Below are 15,865 nucleotides of genomic sequence, written 5' to 3'. Positions count from 1 at the left end.
GTGTCGTTTTGAGCCCTCATAACGACACTTAGCGCTACCTAGTTGGGACGGACCGAAGAAAAGGAACACAGCCGTGTCATCAAGCACCACCGTAGGTTCTGCCGAACGTCCGCTGCGCGTCGCCGTCGTGGGCTCCGGCCCGGCCGGCGTCTACGCCGCGGACATCCTCACCAAGAGCGAGGCCGTGAAGAGCGGCGAGCTGACCGTGAGCATCGACCTCTTTGACCGCTACCCGGCACCCTACGGCCTGATCCGCTACGGCGTTGCCCCGGACCACCCCCGCATCAAGGGCATCGTCAACGCCCTGCACAAGGTCCTGGACCGCGGCGACATCCGCTTCTTCGGCAACGTGGACTACGGCACCGACCTCACCATCGAGGACCTCCGCACCCACTACGACGCCGTCATTTTCGCCACCGGCGCCATCAAGGACGCGGACCTGAACATCCCCGGCATCGAGCTGGAGGGCTCCTTCGGCGGCGCCGACTTCGTCTCCTGGTACGACGGCCACCCGGACGTCCCCCGCGAATGGCCGCTCGAGGCCAAGGAAATCGCCGTGATCGGCAACGGCAACGTGGCCCTGGACGTGGCCCGCGTCCTGTCCAAGCACGCCGACGACCTGCTGGTGTCCGAAATCCCGGACAACGTCTACGCGGGCCTGAAGGCTTCCCCGGTCACCGACGTGCACGTCTTCGGCCGCCGCGGCCCCGCCCAGGTCAAGTTCACCCCGCTGGAGCTGCGCGAGCTGTCCCACTCCAAGGACGTGGACATCATCCTCTACCCGGAGGACTTCGAGTTCGACGAGGAATCCGACCGCCAGATCCAGACGAACAACCAGACCAAGACCATGGTGGGTACGCTCACCAACTGGATCGCCGAGCAGCCCGAGGACCTCTCTGAGCTCAAGGCCTCCCGCCGCCTGCACCTGCACTTCCTGCACAGCCCGGTGGAGATCTATGACGACGCCGAGACGCCGGGCAAGGTGGCCGGCATGCGGTTCGAGCGTACCGAGCTGGACGGCACGGGCAACGCCCGCGGCACCGGCGAGTTCGTGGACTACCCGGTCCAGGCCGTGTACCGCGCCATCGGCTACTTCGGTTCCGCCCTGCCGGAGATCGAGTTCGACCACACCAAGGGTGTCATCCCGAACGACGGCGGCCGCGTCCTGGACGCGTCCGGCACCCACGTGCCGGGCATCTACGCCACCGGCTGGATCAAGCGCGGACCCGTCGGGCTGATCGGCCACACCAAGGGCGACGCCCTAGAGACCGTGACCTACCTGCTGGAAGACCGCGAAAACCTTCCGGTGGCCAGCGTTCCTGCAGAGGACGCGGTCGTGGAACTCCTGGACGCCCGCGGCGTGCAGTTCACCAGCTGGGAAGGCTGGCTGGCGCTGGACGCCCATGAGCTTGCCCTCGGCGCAGCCGCCACCGAGGCCGGCGGTTCGCACGGCGTGGAGGTCAAGCGCGAGCGCATCAAGGTGGTGCCGCGCGAGGACATGGTGGACATCTCCCGTGACGGCGTGGCCGCACAGGTATGACAAGCACGCACCCCTAACGCACACGGCAACGCGGGGTCACTTCCCGCCCGATAATCCGACGTTATTGGGCGGGAAGTGACCCCGCGTTGCTTTAACCCGTGCGCGCTATCTGCCGGCCCCGCCTGCTGCCATAAGTTCCAGCCGCTTGAGGGTCTCGCGGTTGCGCACTGAGATTGCGGGGTCACGCAGTACCTTGGGCACCCGCTTGCCGGGCCCGCGGATGGCGTCCTCGGCGATGGTCACCAGGCACTGATCGCCCCGGTCCTCAAGGGTGATGGCCACCTTCGCTTCGCCCATGGGCCAGCCGCGGGCCACAAGTTCCAGGGATTTACCGGGTTCGACGCCGGTCACTTGGGTGCTGTCGTTGATCACCAGCGGCCACGCGCCCACGGAGTGGTGCAGGCGTGCGCCGGCCTGCGGCCATGTGTCATCCACGGCCCTGATCCGGGAAGCCCCCACCACCCAGCCGGAGTACAGCCAGCCGTCGGCGATGACTCTCCAAATGTCGGCGGCGGGGGAGTTGAACAGCTGGGACACGGTGGACATAGTGTTCCTTCCTGTGGTGATGGAATGGGCAGGGTTCCCCGCCGCGGCGGGAGCCGCAGTGGGAGCGTTCACGACGGCGGCAGGAGCCGGCCGCTGCGCCGCCAGGTAGGAGCGCTCCCGGAGGCGTCGCGCCCAGGCATACGTTTGTGCTCCGGGCGGCTGGTTTGCGAGCGGGTCGAAGCGCAGGTGAATGTCCCGCGGTTCGGGGGCAGCGCGCAGGCGCACCTCGCCGCACTGACGCCACTGCCCGGTTGGCCTGGCCCAATACAGTCCAAGCACCCATTCGCCGGAGGCCAGCGACCCGTCCGGCAGCTGCTCCGTCCGCAGGCCCAGCAGCACCGGACCTTTCCGGCCGCGGTACGGCATGAGGGTGGTCAGGGCGGCGCTGGCGACGTCGAGTTTGGGTTGAAGCAGGAACCTGCCGGGCAGCCGCCAGCCCGTGGACGCGAAGAGGACGTCAGCCGGGCCGGTGCCGGCAGGGCCGTCGGCATTGGCGCCAGGAACACTACCGTCAGGCGGCGCCACCCGAAGGGCTAGCCCCAGGATGTCCGGAAGTCCCTGGGGCAGGCCGACGGACCGCGAAAACCTCGCCTCGACGGTGTCCGTGCCGGGCTGGTCCAGCCAGTCCAGCCCGCTCGGCTCACCGGGGTTGCCGGTCCTGGCCAGGTCCCCGGCGAGGCCCACCCCGTCCGGATGGATAGGCCGGTCAGGTCGGGCCAGTTTGAGGACACGGAAAATGCCCGCGAACGCTCCGCCCGCCGCCGCACTTAAGGCCCCACCCGCCGTCGTACTCAAGGCTTCCGCGCCGCCGGCGGCTGGCTGGTCACTCACACGGTGGTCCGTCATGCTTCCTTCCTACCCCGAAAAGGCGGAACTACATGCTTCCGAACCGCGACCGGACAAGGGCGAAAATCCCGTAGGCGATGAATCCGGCGCCGATTGCCACCAGGAGGTACGGCCCGAGGGGGTGGTCCTGGAGGGCCTTCAGGCTGCCGTCAAGCCCGGTGGATTCGTCCGGGCTGTGCTTGGCGGCGGCGATGACGAAGAGCAGTCCGGTGAGGACCAGGGCTACGCCTTTGGCAATGTGGCCGCCGACTCCCAGGACGTCGATCAGCCTGCCGCGCCGCATGCCGTCGAAGAAGTACAGCTCCTCCTTGAACCCCCGGCGCACCCCCTTCACCACGAAGTAGATGCCGATCCCAATGATCGTCAGGCCGAGGGCCACCAGCGTCCACAGCCCCAGCGGCGTAGCCATCAGCGAGGCGCTGAAATCCCGGGTGCTGTCACTGGAATCACCGCGCAGCCCTACGGCGAACCCTGCGAAGCTGAACCCCACGCTGCTGTACGCGATGGCCAGGAAGCCGGACGAAATGAGCTTGGACACCCGCTCCTTGCGGGGGAGCCGGCGTGCCCGCAGGGTGGCCTCGCTGGCCTGCCACAGCCCCAGGCCGAGGCAAGCCAGCACGCAGGCCCACATCACGGCCGGGCCCCAGGCATTGGCGGCGAGCTGCTCGATCGCCCCGGTGGGTTCCGCCTCGCCGGGCTGGCCGAACGCCACGGCGATGGCAATGGCGCCGATAATCACGTGCAGCAGGGCCATCACGGCGAAGCCGGTGCGCGCCAGGACGTCCAGGGCCTTGTGGTTGGAGGCCTCCTCGACAGCGTCCGCGGCCTGGCGGATCGGGGATTCCCCGTCAGACATGGCTCAGCCGTTCATTGGTCCTTCGGCCCGCAGCTTTTCGGCTCCGGGCCCCTCGACATGCACGGTGCAGCGGACCACGAGCTTCCCGGGGGCGTTCTCCAGTTCCACCAGGGAGTCGTCCGCGCTCAGGACGGTGAACACCTGCGAGTCCGGCACCACGGCCACCCCCTTGGCTTTGGCCGTTTCCCGGGCGTTCCCGAGTGCCTCGTTCTGCAGGCCTTTTACATACGCTTTCTCGCCTTCACGGGCCGGGTCCCCAAAAGCCCAGCCAAACAAAGTCCCTGTGTTTCCCATGGCGACGATGTTACGCGTTCTGCTCTGGGAAGACGGGCTTTCGTAACATTAGTAAGTGTGCTTACCATGGGCGGGCCAAGACCCTGCAGGGATACGGCAAGCGAAGACCGCACGAGCGGCATCCCGCAACCTTTTCGACGTTAGGAATGCACATCATGGCAGGAAATCTCATTGCCCGGTCCGTTCACGATCTGACCGCAGCGGCGTGGTTCGGTGGATCCCTGATGGGTGCCATCGGCCTGAACGGGGCAGCGGCGGCAGCCAAGGACCCCTCCGAGCGGACCAGGCTTTCCAGTGCCGGCTGGATGAAGTGGGCGCCGTTCCAGACGGCGGCCTTCGCCTCGCACCTCGTGGCGGACCTCGCCATCGCCTGGGAAAACAAGGGACGAATCGCCAAGCAGGAAGGCGTGGGCCGGGACACCGTGATCAAGACGGCGGTGACGGTGGTGGGTGCCGCTGTGACCCTGTACTCCGGCATCCTTGGCAAGAAGGTGGAGAAGCTTGCGGACCAGGGCGCCGAAGGTGCCACGGAGCCCCGGCCGGATGCCTCTGATGAACTTAAGGCTGCCCAGCAGCAGTTGAAGGTGCTGCAGTGGGCCATCCCGGCATTGGCCGGGCTGGTGGTTATCCTGGGCGCGAAGCACGGCGAGATGCAGCGTCCCAAGAACGTCTTCGCGGGCCTGCGCTCCTAGCCAGCCGGGTGCCCGCCCCGGGGTAAGGCAGCAACGCACGACGACGGTCCGGCACTTAGGTGCCGGACCGTCGTCGTGCGCGGGGCTGGGGAGGTGCCCTGCAGGCGGGGCCTAGATCGGTTTGGTGCCCGCCGGCGGCAGGTTCGGGTTCATGTCCTCCAGGTTCGGGTCCTCGGCCGTCCATACCTGGACGATGGCCCAGGCAACGGCGGCAAGCGGCACGGACAGCACCGCACCCACAATGCCGGCGAGGATGGTTCCGGCCGTCAACGCCATCAGGATCACCAGTGCGTGGAGCTGCAGGGACTTGCCCATGACGATGGGCTGCAGGAGGTCGCCCTCGAGCTGGTTGACGGCAATGACCACGGCCACCACGATCAGGGCGACCACCGGCCCGTTTGCCACCAGCGCCACCAGGGCGGCAAGGATCCCGGCCACCGTTGCACCCACCAGCGGGACGAAGGCGCCGATGAAGACGATGATGGCCAGCGGGATGGCCAGGGGCACCTGCAGGATCAGCAGTGCCGCGCCGATGGCCACAGTGTCCACCAGGGCGACGATCGCGGTACCGCGGACATAGCCGCCCAGCACTTCAAGGGTGCGGCGGCCAACGCGGCGCAGCTTGGCTTCACGGGCTCCGCTGAACGGGCGGAGGAAGAAGTTCCAGATCTTGGCGCCGTCCTTCAGGAAGAAGAACAGGATGACGATCATCAGGCCGGCTCCGGCGATGAACTCGGTGACCACGGACAATCCGGTGATGGCGCCGGAGCGGACCTGGCTGCTGGCCGCGAAGTCAACGATGCCCTGCCGGGCCTGGTCCAGCTGCTCCTGTTCAAGAGGGATGGGGCCGGTCAACAGGAACTTCTCCAGCTCATCCAGCCCGGAGGAGGCCTGCTGCGCGAGCTCGCCCCACTGGTTGCGCACGGAGAAGTAGATGACGGTGGACACGCCGCCCAGCACCAGCAAAAGACCGATGAAGGCGATGCCTGTGGCCAGTCCTCCGCGCATTCCCCGGCGCCGGAGCATGTTGACGAACGGGCCGATGGCCGCGGCCAGGATCAGCGCTATCAGGACTGGAATGACCAAAAGCTTGATCTGCATCAGCGCGTAGACAGACACAACCGCCACGGTGAGGATTAACAGGACCTGGGCGGCGCGGATGCCCACCCTGCCCAGGCCGTCACCCCAGAGCTCGGAGGGGGACTTGGGTTCCTTGGGCTTCCGGGCAGCAGGGGGGCGCTGGCCCTCGCCACCGGGCTCCCCCAGCGCGGCAGCGGCGGCGGCAGCCGGTGATTGCGCCGTGGCCTCCTGCGGGGGCTCGTGGCTCACGTCGTGCTCGGTGAGGCGTGATGAACGCGCCATGGGAACTCCTCATCGTCGGCGGGTGCCTGCCGCGCCGGAATGCCGGACAGGCTTACTACCTTCTCAGATAGTAAGCCTACTGACGGATTGGGCCGGGGTGAAACCCCGCTGGGCTAGCCTGCGAGCCATTCGGCGCAGGAATTCAGGTTCCGGTTCACGGTGGCCACGGCGGCGTCCCCGTCGCGGAGTTCAATGGCATCAACCAGCAGGCCGTGCCCCTCATGCGGACGCCCGTCGAAACCGGGCCGGCCCTGCTGCTTCAGGAGGTCCTGGTGGAAGGCGGCGCCAAAGCTGATGTACAGCTCGTGCAGCAGGGGGTTGCCGGTGGCCTGGGCTACCCGTTCATGGAAACCCCAGTCGGCGCGCGCCCAGGCTTCGTAGTCGCCGGCCCCCCAGGCCTGGTCCCGGGTGGCGAGCAGGGCGCGCAGGGCCGTGACGTCGTCGGCCGTGGCATTCCTCGCCGCCAGCCGGGCCGCCTGGGTATCCAGGCCCAGCCTGACTTCCAGGATGTGCTCCTCGGTGTGGTCCTGGTACAGCCGGCGCGCCGCGCCGGAAATTTCGCTGGTGGCCCGGACGTAGGTGCCGTCGCCACGGCGGACCTCCAGCATTCCGCTGTGGGCAAGGGCCTTAACGGCCTCGCGGAGGGTGCCGCGCGAGACCCCGAGTCCGGCCATCAGCTCGGTTTCGGACGGGATGCGCTGGTGCAAGGCCCATTCGCCGGAGTGGACCATGGCGCGCAGCTTGGCGGTGACTTCGTCAACGAGCGGCGGGCGGGCGGAAGGGCTCAGGGCCATGGCGTGCTACTTCCTTCCGATGGCGTTGGTCATGGCACTGCCGGTGATCAGGTGGGCCACCACGATCTGGGCTAGCGCCAGGCCAAGCAGGAGCAGGAGGGGCAGGGTCCAGCCACCGGTGGCGCTGTGCAGCAGTCCCATCCCGAACGGCCCGGCCGTGGCCAGGAGGTAGCCCGTGGACTGGGCAAGCGTGGACAGTGCGGTTGTTTCGGCGGTGCTCGCCCCGCTGCGGCTGATCATCACCATCACCAGCGGGAAAATCCCGAGGCCGAACCCCAGTAGGGCGGCTGGGACGGCGGCCAGCCCCACCGGGAGGACCAGCAGCAGCACCAGGCCCGCCACCATGGTGACACTGACCAGGTAGAACGCCGGCCGCAGCATCCGGGGCCTGGAGCCGATCGCGATCAGCACCATGCCGGCCGGCACGGAGACCAACTGCATCAGCCCGAACATCAGCCCGCTGTCCGAGGCGCTCATGCCCATGGTGGTCAGCATGTAGGGGAACCAGCTCAACAGCGCATAGGCGAGCAGGGCCTGCAGCGTGAAGATTACTGTGAGGAGCAGCCCTTTGCGGGTCCGCAGCAGCGGCCACGGGGAGACGCGGGCGGCTGGCTTCCGCGGACTGTTGCGGTGGGCGTGCAGTGCCACGGGCAGGAAGCCTAGGAGGGCCGCGATGGCGGTGATGCCAATGGCACCGACGGCCGCCGACGGCGAACCCAGTGCGTGGGCCAGCGGAACCACGGCGGCGGCGGTCACGGTGGCACCCGTGGTCATGGTCACCGTATAGACGGCGGTCATGAGCGACGTGCGGTGCGCGAAGTGTTCCCGGATGAAGGAGGGCATGGCCACGTTGCAGACGGCCAGGCCGGACATGCCCAGGACGCTCCCGGCCACGAGCATGCCCGTGGCTGGAATGCCGCGCAGCAGGAGGCCTCCGGCCAGCATGGCCAGGGCCAGCAGGATCGCCTTTTCCACGCCAAGGCGCCCGGTCAGCCAGGATGTCCCCGCACCCGCCAGTGCAAAACACAGAGTGGGAATGGACGGGATGACGGCGGCCACCAGCGCGCCATACCCGAGGACCGCCTGGAGGTCATGCAGCAACGCGGATGCTCCGGTGATGCCCGCGCGGAGGTTCAGCCCGATCAGCACCAGTGCAACCACGCCGAAAACGACGGCGGACCGAGGGCGGGTGCCCCTCCCGGGCAAAGCGGCGGCCGGGACGGCCGGGGTTGCTGGAACGGCGGCAGCGGGCGCGTTGGCGGCGGGAGGATGCGACTCGGGCATCTTGCCAGTCTAAAGGTTAGACGTTTGATGTCTGCAGTCTTGTGGGGAACCTCTCCCGCCCGTTAACCTTCGCGCCATAGAATCCGGTTACGGCACGCCGGGCCAGCCAGGCCCGGATCCGCCGCAACGACGCGGAAGGACGGCCTGTTTTGGTGAGCCAACAAACGGAGATTGAAAAGAAGTACGACGTCGGCGAGGACGCCGCAGTGCCTCCGCTGGAGGGGCTGCCCGGGGTCACCAGGGCGGGTCTTCCCCATACTGAGGTGCTCGAGGCCGTCTACTTCGACACGAAGCGCTACACGCTGGCGTCCCACCGGATCACCCTTCGCCGCCGCACTGGCGGAACCGATGCCGGCTGGCACCTGAAGCTGCCGCCGCTGGACGGCGCTGCTTCCGGGGCGGAACCCCGGCAGCGGCGGGAGCTGCACGCCCCGCTGGGGCAGCCCGATGTTGTGCCTGACGGCCTCTTGGCCTACCTGCAGGCATACCTCCGGGGGGCTGAAGTGGCGCCGGTGGTGCGGCTGGAAACCAGCCGCACCACGCACGCCCTGTACGGCGAGGACGGCGTGCACTTGGCAGACCTCGCCGATGACCGGGTGACGGCCGAGCGCCTGCACCCCGGACACAAATCAGGAGCGTCGGGGGGCGGGGAGAAACAGCACTGGCGTGAATGGGAACTGGAACTCGTCCACGGCGATCCCGGCCTCTTCGGCCCCGCGGAGGAACTTCTGGCCAAGGCCGGAGCCCGTCCTGCCGGCCACGCCTCGAAGCTTGCCCGGGCGCTGGGCGGTGCCGCCGGAGCGCTCCCCGACGCTGGCCCGTCCCGGAACGGAAGCACCCCTGGCCTGGCTGCCGGCAAGAAGGCCCCGGCAGCCGCCGTCGTCACTGCCTACCTCAGCGGGCAGATCGCGGAGATCCTGGCCCAGGACCCGGGAGTCAGGCTGGAGGAGCCCGAATCGGTGCACGACATGCGCTCCGCGCTCCGCCGGGTCCGCTCGGTGCTCGCCGCCTACCGGAAACTGTATGTGCCCGCCCCGGTTCGCCGGCTGCGCGACGAACTGAAATGGCTGGGCCAGCTGCTCGGCGCGCCGCGGGATGCCGAGGTCCTGCTGGACAGGCTCCGCGGGCACCTCGACGACCTTCCGCCGGGGGAAGGCGTGGACGACGTCAAGGCCAAGGTGGAGCGCAAAGTGGGCGGCGCGTATGACGACGGTTACCGGCAGTTGCAGGAGGCGCTGCGCTCGGACCGCTACTTCCGGCTCCTGGATGACCTGGAGGCGTTCCGGGACAAACCGCCGGTCCGTCCGGACCCCGTGGCGCCGGGGCGCCGGGTTGCCGCGAAAGCCGTGGCCAAGGCCGCCAGGCGGCTGCGGCGCTCGCACAAGGCCGCGGCGCGGTCCCGGCACGGAACCGACCACGAGACCGCCCTCCATCAGGTGCGCAAGGATGCCAAGCGGCTGCGGCACGTGGCGGAATCTGCCGCCCAGGTCTTTGGCAAACGTGGGCCCAAAGTGGCCAAGGCCGCGCACCGGCAGCAAAAGATCCTGGGCAATTTCCACGACGCAGTGATCGCCCGGGACCTGCTGGCCACGGTGGGCTCACGCCAGGAACCGACGGCGGCCGCGGCGGCCTATGCTGCCCTGGAGGCGCGGGAGGACGAGCTGATCAGAAGTTCCGAGGCCAAGTACCGGAAAGCCCGCAAGAAGTCCCGGAACCTGCTGCGCCGCGGGGTGGGGTAGCGGCAAGTCAGGGCAACGCGGGGTCACTTCACGCCCAATAAGGGGCAATTATGGGGCGGGAAGTGACCCCGCGTTGGCGTTACTTCCCCTGCCGCGCGGACAGCCGGGCCACGGCCAGCGCCAGCCAGAGCTGCACGCGGTCCGCGGTGACGGCGGGGTCGTACCCGGTCAGTTCGGTAATCTGTGCCAGCCGGTACCGGACCGTGTTCCGGTGCAGGGTGAGCTGCTCGGCGACGGCGGCCACAGAGCCGTTGTTGTTGAGGTAGCTCTCCAGCGTGGCCATCAGTTCCGAGCCGTGGGCGGCGTCAAAGGTTCGCAGCGGGTCCAGGGATTCGTTGGCCATGTCCGCCAGCGGCACGTCCTCGCTGGCCAGGAGCAGCGATGTCAGGCTGAGGCGCTCCGGCTCATTGACGGGCAGGCCGTGGCTTGCCGCGTCACGGGCCTCAAAGTAGCTCCAGCGCAGGCCGTTCGGCTTGGTGTACGCGCCGCCGATCCCGATCGTGGCGTGGATGCCGGCCTCTGCCAGGTGGTCGCTCAGCTTCCGGGCAAGGGCAGGTGCGCCGCCGCCGTCGTCATTAATGACCAGCACCAGGTCCTTGCCCACGACGGCGGCCACCGCCTTTTCCAGTTCGCGTGGCACCGAGGTACTCACCAGGGCCTTGTTGTGGGCGGCCGACACGGCCAGCAGCACCACGTTCTTCCGGGTGCTGTTGACGCCCACTCCGGCCAGGCGGCGCTGGGCCTCGCTGGTTTCCAACGCCCCGTGGATCACGTCTTCCAGGACCTGGCCGCAGAGGGCGCGCTGGGCCTGGCGCTGCTTGACCATGTTGTTCAGCTCCACGCTGATCAGGCTCTGGGCGTACCCGATGATGCCCGAGTCCTCGAAGGGCTGCCGGACCCAGAGGGTGCAGGCATCCCGCCGGCCCGTGGGGACGGGGTAGGAAGACCAGGTGTCCGCGGACGGGGAATCGGCGCCGCTGTTGTAGAGCTGGGCCGTGAACTGGGTGAGGGCAACATCGGTGCGCAGCATGCTGCCCAGGTGCTTGAGGAGTTCGGCGAGCCCGCCACCGGTCAGCAGGGCCCGGGCCAGCACCTGGTGCCCGGCGATCAGCCGCTCGAGTTTGGCGTAGTGGTCCGCGGACTGGGCATCGGCCACCAGCTTGCCGATGGCAATGAACGGCGTCTCGTAGGGAACCTCCACCACCGGCAGGCCCCACCGGTTCGCCTCCGCCAGCAGGGCCTGGGGGACCGTCTCGTGCGAGAGGCCCACGCCGAAGCCGATGCCCACGGCACCGGCGCGCTGCACCTGCCGGACAAAGCGCCGCTGCTCCGGCGCGGACCGCAGGCGCAGGCCTGTGGTGAGGATCAGTTCCCCGCCGTTGAGGAACCGGTGCGGATCCTCCAACTCCGTGACTGCCACCCAGTTGATGTCCTGATGCCAGGTGGTCTCGGCCACCCCGGCCTTGGACAGCTTCAGGGAGTTCACGCCCAGCAGGGCGGCAAGGGAAATGGCCATGGGTCAAGGATAAACGGGCGCTGGGCAACCGCACTAAACAGTTCCCTGAAGGGTGTGCAGGTGGCTATTCACTGCGCAAGGGGGCTGGCATAGGCTCAAGGCAGTTCCATCCATCCGCTCCGAACTCCGCCCGGGCGCGGGTGGCCCCTACGAAAGAGGTTGCACACCGTGGTCCAGACCCTGCAGAACTTCATCAACGGGAAGTTCGTCACCCCTGCCGGCACCACCCTGCTGGATATCGTGAACCCAACCAACGGGGAAGTGGTGGCGCAGTCGCCCGTCTCCGTGCAGGCCGATGTGGACGCCGCGATGACCGCAGCCAAGGACGCCTTCAGGACCTGGAAGCACGTCACCCCCGGGCAGCGCCAGCTCATGCTCCTCAAGCTCGCCGACGCCGTCGAGGCCAACAGCGAGGAGCTCGTGGAGGCCCAGCACCGCAATACCGGCCAGGTGCGCTCCTTGATCGCCTCCGAGGAAGTGGCGGCCGGCGCCGACCAGCTCCGTTTCTTTGCCGGCGCAGCCCGCATCCTTGAAGGCAAGTCCGCCGGCGAATACTTCGAGGGGCACACCTCCTATGTCCGCCGCGAACCCATTGGCGTCGTGGCCCAGGTTGCGCCCTGGAACTACCCCTTCCTGATGGCCATCTGGAAGATCGGCCCGGCGCTCGCCGCCGGCAACACCGTGGTCCTCAAGCCCTCGGACACCACCCCCGAATCCACGCTGGTGCTGGCCCGCCTCGCAGGGGACATCCTGCCCGCCGGCGTCCTGAACGTTGTGCTCGGCACCGGTGAGACCGGTGCCCTGATGATTGACCACAAGGTGCCCGGCCTCGTGTCCATCACCGGCTCCGTCCGTGCCGGCATCGCTGTGGCCTCCGGTGCCGCCAAGGGCCTCAAGCGTGCCCACCTGGAGCTTGGCGGCAAGGCGCCGGCCATCGTCTTCAAGGACGCCGACATCAAGAAGAGTGCTGCGGCGATCGCCGAGTTCGCATTCTTCAACGCAGGCCAGGATTGCACCGCGATCACGCGCGTGCTGGTGGAGGACTCCGTGCACGACGACGTCGTCGCCGCCATGGTGGAGCACACCAAAACCCTGCGCACCGGCTCTCAGAACGATGAGGACAACTACTTCGGCCCGCTGAACAACATCAACCACTTCAACGCCGTCAGCTCCGTGGTGGAGAACCTGCCCGCCAACTGCCGGATCGAAATTGGCGGCCACCGGGCCGGGGAGAAGGGCTACTTCTTCGAACCCACCATCGTCACCGGCGCCAGGCAGAGCGATGACATTGTCCAGAAGGAAACCTTTGGACCCGTCATCACCGTGCAGAAGTTCAGCACCGAGGAAGAAGCTGTGGAACTGGCTAATGACGTGGATTACGCCCTCGCCTCCAGCGTGTGGACCACCAACCACGGCACGGCCATGCGCCTGAGCCGTGACCTGGACTTCGGCGCCGTCTGGATCAACACCCACATCCTCCTCACCGCCGAAATGCCCCACGGCGGCTTCAAGCAGTCCGGCTACGGCAAGGACCTCTCCATGTACGGCGTTGAGGACTACACGCGCATCAAGCACGTCATGAGTGCACTCGACGCCTAGCCGCGCCTCCAAACCTCCGCACCGAACCCCCAGGCTTTCCAGAAAGGCTCCCCATGACCACCACCGCATCAGACATCACTTTCCGCCTGGAGCAGAAGCGCCGGGTCCAGGCGGACTTCCCCGGACCCAAGTCGGTTGCACTGACCGAGCGCCGCAAGGCGGTAGTTGCCGCCGGCGTCGCCTCCGCTGTTCCCGTCTACGTGGCAGACGCCGACGGCGGGATCATCCACGACGTCGACGGCAACTCCTTCATCGACCTCGGCTCAGGCATCGCGGTGACCAGCGTGGGCGCCTCCGATCCCGCCGTCGTCGGTGCCGTCAAGGAAGCCGTGGAGCACTTCACGCACACCTGCTTCATGGTCACCCCGTACGAGGGCTACGTAGCCCTAGCGGAGCAGCTGAACCGCCTCACCCCCGGCGACCACGAGAAGCGCACGGTCCTCTTCAACTCCGGTGCGGAGGCAGTGGAAAACGCAGTCAAGGTGGCCCGCCTGGCAACCGGCCGGGACGCCGTCGTCGCCTTTGACCACGCCTACCACGGCCGCACCAACCTCACCATGGCTCTCACCGCGAAGGCCATGCCGTACAAGACCAACTTCGGCCCCTTCGCACCCGAGGTGTACCGGATGCCCATGAGCTACCCGTACCGCGAGGAAAACCCCGCCATCAAGGGTGCCGAGGCCGCCCAGCGCGCCATCACCATGATCGAGAAGCAGATCGGCGGGGACCAGGTTGCCGCGATCATCATCGAGCCCATCCAGGGTGAAGGCGGGTTCATTGTCCCGGCCGAGGGCTTCCTCCCCGCGCTCGCTGCCTGGGCCAAGGAAAAGGGCATCGTGTTCATCGCCGACGAGGTCCAGTCCGGCTTCTGCCGCACCGGTGAATGGTTCGCCGTGAACCACGAGGGCGTAATTCCGGACATCATGACCCTAGCCAAGGGCATCGCCGGCGGCATGCCGCTCTCCGCCATCACCGGCCGCGCAGACCTCCTCGACGCCGTGCACCCCGGCGGCCTGGGCGGCACCTACGGCGGAAACCCGGTGGCATGCGCTGCCGCGCTGGCGTCCATCGGTTCCATGGAGGAATACGACCTCGCCGGCCGGGCCCGCCACATCGAAGCCCTGGCCACTACCCGCCTCCGCGCGCTGCAGGCCGAGCTGGCCGGTGCCGGAACCGCCGTCATCGGCGACGTCCGCGGGCGCGGTGCCATGCTCGCCATCGAGCTGGTCCAGGCCGGGTCCAAGGAACCGAACCCGGAACTGACCAAGGCCGTGGCGGCCGCGTGCCTGAAGGAAGGCGTCATCATCCTCACCTGCGGCACCTACGGAAACGTCATCCGGCTGCTGCCGCCGCTGGTCATCACCGACGAGCTGCTCAACGACGGCCTGGAGGTCCTGGCCGCCGCCATCAAGGCGAACGCCTAGCAGTCCGCAGAGTTAGCGTCCCCTCGCAACGGCGCGAACACAACCTGAGGCCCCGGAACTACTGTTCCGGGGCCTCAGGGGATTAAGGCGCCGCTACCTCTGGGCTTTGTCCGGTTCGCCGATGACCACCTGCGCAGGGCTGTGCAGGACGTAACCGTTGAGCCAGGAAAACAGGGCGCGGACCTTCTGCTGGAATCCGGACAGCAGGGCAAGGTGCACCAGGAGCCAGGACAGAAAAGCCAGCGGACCCTGGAGCTGGACGCGCCGGCGACCCAGTTCAGCCACCGCCGCGCCCCGCCCGATCATCGCCATGTATCCCTTGTCCACGTAGCGGAAAGGCTGCCGGGTTCCGCCGTTGAGGTCGGCAAGGATGTTGCGCGCCGCCCACTTCCCGGCCTGCTGGGCCACCGAACCGAGCTGCGGCAGTTTCGCTCCGGTTGAATCGGTGATGTTGGCGGCGTCGCCGATGACATACACGCCTTCCGCGCCGGGGGCCGTCAGGTCCGCCCGGACGTCGATCCGCCCGCCTTTTCCCTGCGGCAGGCCCGAGCCGGCGATGAGGTGCCCGCCCTTCAGCCCGCCGGCCCAGACAACGATCCCGCCGGGGATGACCGTCCCGTCAGCCAGCGTCACGCCGTCGGCCCTGACCTCAGTGACGCCCACCCCCATATGCATCTGGACACCAATCTTCGCCAGGCGTTGCCGGGTGTACTCCTGGGACTTGGAAGAAAACATGGCGAGCACGCTCGGCACCATGTCCACCAAGTGCACGCGGCACCGGGCCGCCAGTTCCGGGGAGAAGTACTTTGCCACAACGAACTTGATGTTTTCCGCCAGGGCGCCGGCAGTCTCCACACCCGTGGGACCGCCGCCCACCACCACCATGTCCACTTCGGTTCCAGGCTCGCGGTCGGCCCGGTCCAGCAGCCGGGTCACGCTGGTCCCGAGCCTGGTGGCGTCGGTAACGGAGTACAGCGGGAAGGCATGCTCTTCCGCCCCGGGCGTATTGAAGAAGTTGGGAACGGCGCCAACGGCGATCACCAAAACTTTGGCGCGGAACGTGTCGCCCTCGTCGGTGGTGACGGTGTGGTTTCCAACATCAACCGAGGCCACTTCCGCGGTCAGGACCCGCACGTTGCGAATCCGCCGGAACATGGACCGGATGGGACGGGCAATGGCGGACACACCGATCTGCGAGGTGGCCACCTGGTACAGCAGGGGCTGGAACTGGTGGTAGTTGTTCGAATCGATAAGCAGGACGCGGACGCCCTTGCGGCCAAGTTCCCTGGCTGCAGCGGTGCCGGCGAATCCGGCCCCGATCACGATGACCTGATATGAGTCCTCCATCCGAGCAACCTACTCCACCGGGGTTC

The 15,865-nt window shown here is 67.8% G+C and carries 13 protein-coding genes; 5 read left to right on the top strand and 8 right to left on the bottom strand.

Annotated features, from left to right (window positions below; translation table 11 throughout):
- Positions 1 to 73: 73 nt before the first annotated feature.
- Positions 74 to 1,540, top strand: a complete 1,467-nt coding sequence (locus C3B78_RS14820; protein WP_104998729.1) for an FAD-dependent oxidoreductase — start codon at positions 74 to 76, stop codon at positions 1,538 to 1,540.
- A 105-nt stretch (positions 1,541 to 1,645) separates the two neighbouring features.
- On the opposite strand, the gene C3B78_RS20105 is transcribed toward C3B78_RS14820, so the two are convergent.
- From C3B78_RS20105 to C3B78_RS14805, 3 genes are read right to left on the bottom strand one after another with little or no spacing between them, the layout of a single operon-like run.
- The gene (locus C3B78_RS20105; RefSeq protein WP_234005403.1) at positions 1,646 to 2,932 is read right to left on the bottom strand and encodes an SRPBCC family protein; all 1,287 of its coding nucleotides are present in this window, start codon (positions 2,930 to 2,932) and stop codon (positions 1,646 to 1,648) included.
- 28 nt (positions 2,933 to 2,960) lie between these two features.
- Entirely contained in the window at positions 2,961 to 3,788 is an 828-nt protein-coding gene (locus C3B78_RS14810) for a DUF1206 domain-containing protein (RefSeq protein WP_104998728.1), read from the bottom strand.
- A 3-nt stretch (positions 3,789 to 3,791) separates the two neighbouring features.
- Positions 3,792 to 4,082, bottom strand: a complete 291-nt coding sequence (locus tag C3B78_RS14805) for a hypothetical protein (protein ID WP_104998727.1) — start codon at positions 4,080 to 4,082, stop codon at positions 3,792 to 3,794.
- A 155-nt stretch (positions 4,083 to 4,237) separates the two neighbouring features.
- On the opposite strand from C3B78_RS14805, the gene C3B78_RS14800 reads away from it, so the two are divergent.
- Complete coding sequence (locus C3B78_RS14800; RefSeq protein WP_104998726.1) at positions 4,238 to 4,774, top strand: hypothetical protein; 537 nt, start codon at positions 4,238 to 4,240, stop codon at positions 4,772 to 4,774.
- Between the two features lie 111 nt (positions 4,775 to 4,885).
- Here the strand turns inward: C3B78_RS14800 and C3B78_RS14795 are convergent, their stop codons facing one another.
- The 3 genes from C3B78_RS14795 to C3B78_RS14785 form a co-directional block, all read right to left on the bottom strand.
- Positions 4,886 to 6,136, bottom strand: a complete 1,251-nt coding sequence (locus C3B78_RS14795; RefSeq protein ID WP_104998725.1) for an AI-2E family transporter — start codon at positions 6,134 to 6,136, stop codon at positions 4,886 to 4,888.
- 113 nt (positions 6,137 to 6,249) lie between these two features.
- Positions 6,250 to 6,930: a FadR/GntR family transcriptional regulator gene (locus tag C3B78_RS14790; protein ID WP_104998724.1), complete on the bottom strand. Its 681-nt coding sequence runs from the start codon at positions 6,928 to 6,930 to the stop codon at positions 6,250 to 6,252.
- Positions 6,931 to 6,936: 6 nt separating this feature from the next.
- Positions 6,937 to 8,214: an MFS transporter gene (locus C3B78_RS14785; protein WP_104998723.1), complete on the bottom strand. Its 1,278-nt coding sequence runs from the start codon at positions 8,212 to 8,214 to the stop codon at positions 6,937 to 6,939.
- A gap of 152 nt (positions 8,215 to 8,366) precedes the next feature.
- Here C3B78_RS14785 and C3B78_RS14780 point away from each other — a divergent pair, with 152 nt between their 5' ends.
- Positions 8,367 to 9,953, top strand: a complete 1,587-nt coding sequence (locus C3B78_RS14780) for a CYTH and CHAD domain-containing protein (RefSeq protein ID WP_324778170.1) — start codon at positions 8,367 to 8,369, stop codon at positions 9,951 to 9,953.
- A gap of 79 nt (positions 9,954 to 10,032) precedes the next feature.
- Here the strand turns inward: C3B78_RS14780 and C3B78_RS14775 are convergent, their stop codons facing one another.
- Positions 10,033 to 11,469 carry a PucR family transcriptional regulator gene (locus tag C3B78_RS14775; RefSeq protein WP_104998721.1) on the bottom strand — a complete coding sequence of 479 codons (1,437 nt, stop codon included), beginning with the start codon at positions 11,467 to 11,469 and terminating at the stop codon, positions 10,033 to 10,035.
- Between the two features lie 168 nt (positions 11,470 to 11,637).
- Here C3B78_RS14775 and C3B78_RS14770 point away from each other — a divergent pair, with 168 nt between their 5' ends.
- Together C3B78_RS14770 and gabT are read left to right on the top strand one after the other, a co-directional pair.
- Positions 11,638 to 13,068 carry a gamma-aminobutyraldehyde dehydrogenase gene (locus C3B78_RS14770; RefSeq protein ID WP_104999814.1) on the top strand — a complete coding sequence of 477 codons (1,431 nt, stop codon included), beginning with the start codon at positions 11,638 to 11,640 and terminating at the stop codon, positions 13,066 to 13,068.
- Positions 13,069 to 13,121: 53 nt separating this feature from the next.
- Positions 13,122 to 14,492 carry a 4-aminobutyrate--2-oxoglutarate transaminase gene (gabT, locus tag C3B78_RS14765; protein WP_104998720.1) on the top strand — a complete coding sequence of 457 codons (1,371 nt, stop codon included), beginning with the start codon at positions 13,122 to 13,124 and terminating at the stop codon, positions 14,490 to 14,492.
- A gap of 93 nt (positions 14,493 to 14,585) precedes the next feature.
- Here the strand turns inward: gabT and C3B78_RS14760 are convergent, their stop codons facing one another.
- On the bottom strand, positions 14,586 to 15,839 hold the full coding sequence (locus C3B78_RS14760; protein ID WP_104998719.1) for an NAD(P)/FAD-dependent oxidoreductase: 1,254 nt from the start codon (positions 15,837 to 15,839) through the stop codon (positions 14,586 to 14,588).
- Positions 15,840 to 15,865 lie beyond the last annotated feature (26 nt).

Origin of the sequence: Arthrobacter sp. PGP41 (genome assembly GCF_002953935.1) — a bacterium.
GTDB lineage: Bacteria > Actinomycetota > Actinomycetes > Actinomycetales > Micrococcaceae > Arthrobacter.
The sequence above is the reverse complement of the archived record's forward strand: the minus strand, read 5'-3'. Positions and strand labels throughout refer to the sequence as shown.

Excerpts from the sequence above, each read along its gene's own strand:
- C3B78_RS20105 (WP_234005403.1), bottom strand. The coding sequence starts at position 2,932 with ATGACGGACCACCGTGTGAGTGACCAGCCAGCCGCCGGCGGCGCGGAA.
- C3B78_RS14810 (WP_104998728.1), bottom strand. The coding sequence starts at position 3,788 with ATGTCTGACGGGGAATCCCCGATCCGCCAGGCCGCGGACGCTGTCGAG.
- C3B78_RS14805 (WP_104998727.1), bottom strand. The coding sequence starts at position 4,082 with ATGGGAAACACAGGGACTTTGTTTGGCTGGGCTTTTGGGGACCCGGCC.
- C3B78_RS14800 (WP_104998726.1), top strand. The coding sequence starts at position 4,238 with ATGGCAGGAAATCTCATTGCCCGGTCCGTTCACGATCTGACCGCAGCG.
- C3B78_RS14795 (WP_104998725.1), bottom strand. The coding sequence starts at position 6,136 with ATGGCGCGTTCATCACGCCTCACCGAGCACGACGTGAGCCACGAGCCC.
- C3B78_RS14790 (WP_104998724.1), bottom strand. The coding sequence starts at position 6,930 with ATGGCCCTGAGCCCTTCCGCCCGCCCGCCGCTCGTTGACGAAGTCACC.
- C3B78_RS14785 (WP_104998723.1), bottom strand. The coding sequence starts at position 8,214 with ATGCCCGAGTCGCATCCTCCCGCCGCCAACGCGCCCGCTGCCGCCGTT.
- C3B78_RS14775 (WP_104998721.1), bottom strand. The coding sequence starts at position 11,469 with ATGGCCATTTCCCTTGCCGCCCTGCTGGGCGTGAACTCCCTGAAGCTG.
- gabT (WP_104998720.1), top strand. The coding sequence starts at position 13,122 with ATGACCACCACCGCATCAGACATCACTTTCCGCCTGGAGCAGAAGCGC.
- C3B78_RS14760 (WP_104998719.1), bottom strand. The coding sequence starts at position 15,839 with ATGGAGGACTCATATCAGGTCATCGTGATCGGGGCCGGATTCGCCGGC.